Raw genomic sequence first — 254 nt, forward strand, 5'->3', positions numbered from 1 at the left:
GCGGGACATTGAGCCCTAACCTGATCCAGTCGGAGTTGTTCGGCCATGAAAAGGGCGCGTTCACCGGCGCGACCAAGCGCCGAATCGGCTGGGTGGAGCAGGCCCAGGGCGGGACCCTGTTCCTCGAGAGATCGGCGATCTGCCGCTGGACGTGCAGGTCAACCTGCTGCGATTCCTGCAACAGGGCGAGATCCAGCGCGTCGGCGGGGACGCCACGATCGCCGTCGATGCCCGCATCATTGCCGCCACCCACG

1 pseudogene is annotated in these 254 nt (G+C 66.5%); it reads left to right on the forward strand.

Annotated features, from left to right (window positions below):
- Positions 1-254 (forward strand): annotated as a pseudogene (locus FAZ79_RS11350) (sigma 54-interacting transcriptional regulator); the annotation flags it as partial.

It is taken from the genome of Guyparkeria sp. SB14A (assembly GCF_005096345.1).
In the GTDB taxonomy this organism is placed as follows: Bacteria; Pseudomonadota; Gammaproteobacteria; order Halothiobacillales; family Halothiobacillaceae; genus Guyparkeria; species Guyparkeria hydrothermalis.